This window comes from Bacillus sp. S4, from assembly GCF_040838205.1.
Classification (GTDB): Bacteria; Bacillota; Bacilli; order Bacillales; family Bacillaceae_G; genus Bacillus_A; species Bacillus_A cereus_U.
Genome location: NZ_JBFPJI010000493.1, coordinates 1 through 1,630 on the forward strand (window position 1 = coordinate 1; position 1,630 = coordinate 1,630).

Here is a 1,630-nt window from a genome sequence, read left to right on the forward strand (position 1 = left end):
CTGTAGAACGATAGGGAAAAACGAAAATACTATTTTAAAATTCTTCAACACAAATATTTTTCTCCTTTTCCATATAAAACAATCATGACAATATAATTATATTTGATTATCATTACATTAAAATTATACATTTATTTCTTATTACAGATGTTAAAACAAGACAAAATAAGTAAAGATAGTATTTCACCTATTTTGTCTATAAAGCAACATAACGAAACTATAAATCGATTACTTCAATTGAATCGGTTGTTGCTGTGTAACACAATGAATCATGCCGCCATTTTTATAAAGTTCTCTCACGTCAATTCCCACTACTTTGCGATCTGGGTATAACTTCTGAATCGTATCGTTTGCGATTTTATCATTTGGATCATTATAGTTAGGCACCAATACAACTTTATTTCCAATATAATAATTGATATACGATCCTTTATAATCGAGAGTTTTTCCACCTTCTAAAGTAACTTTATCTTTACTAAGCGGTAAGTATTCATACTTATATTTCTGTCCTGAAGCATTTTTTGCATCTAACAATTTATCCATATCTTTGTTTGACAAGCCCCATTCAGCCAAGTCATCTTCTTTCATCGTTACAATGGTAGATTTATCATGGAATTTAGCAAATCCATCAATATGAAAATCAGTAATATCTAAATTAGGCACTCCATCTAACCAAATAAAGTTTGTCACCCCAAGGTCACTTATATATTTTTCAATTTCCTCTTCTGATAAATCAGGATTTCTATTTTTATTCGTTACTGCGCTTCGTGTTAATAAAGCAGTCCCATTGCTGTCTAATTCAATTGCGCCACCTTCAAGGACGAATTTCCCCCAATCAATTCTTTCAATCCCTAATTGTTTACTAACATTCTCACGTACACGGGCATCATTTTTATAAGGAGTTTTCTTCCCCCAACCATTAAATGCTGGATCTAATATTTTTAGATTTTTATTATTGTCATAAACAAAAATCGGACCACTATCCCTTGCCCACACATCATCAGTAGGAGCGATAAAGAAATCAACTTTATCCATATTCAGCCCTTTATCTATTAAAAGCTTATTGATTCGCTCTTTCTCCTCCTCATCATATGCAACAATGTGGACTTTTTCACCCTCAGTTAAAGCACTTGCCATCTTAATCCAAATAGGTTCAACTTCCTGCTTATACTCTTGACCATATGTGTATTCATGTGGCCATTGTAGCCATGTACCTTCATGTTTATCTTTTTCATCCGGCATCGTATATTTTCCAGCGTTTTTCTGTACCTCTACCTTTTCACTCTCTTTCCCTTTTGCATTTTCATTACCCCCTTCAAAAGAACACCCACTAATAATCGTTGTAGATAATGTAGCTATTAAACAAAACTTTACTACTTTTTTCATTTTGCAACCTCCTGTTCATGTCTCCAATAATGTAAGGCTTAACATAGTGTGAAGCTCAAGCCTTTTCATCAATGTAAAAATTACCAATTATTCTTCCACATGATAATCACATAAGTTCAATACAAATAGATGACATTCACAAAATGCATTCCCTATATTTAACATTAATATCATTTAACTTCCTTCATAAATTTATTCTAATATTAATCCCCTCTCATACCTGCTTGTTCACTAAATAAAACAT

The 1,630-nt window shown here is 32.1% G+C and carries 1 protein-coding gene; it reads right to left on the reverse strand.

Annotated features, from left to right (window positions below; genetic code table 11):
- Positions 1-228: 228 nt before the first annotated feature.
- Positions 229-1,386, reverse strand: coding sequence for an agmatine deiminase family protein (locus AB3X48_RS21950; RefSeq protein WP_016105595.1), 1,158 nt, complete (start codon positions 1,384-1,386; stop codon positions 229-231).
- Between the last annotated feature and the right edge of the window lie 244 nt (positions 1,387-1,630).

Bases quoted from the DNA above. Each gene is read 5' to 3' on its own strand.
- AB3X48_RS21950 (WP_016105595.1), bottom strand. From the start codon at position 1,386: ATGAAAAAAGTAGTAAAGTTTTGTTTAATAGCTACATTATCTACAACG.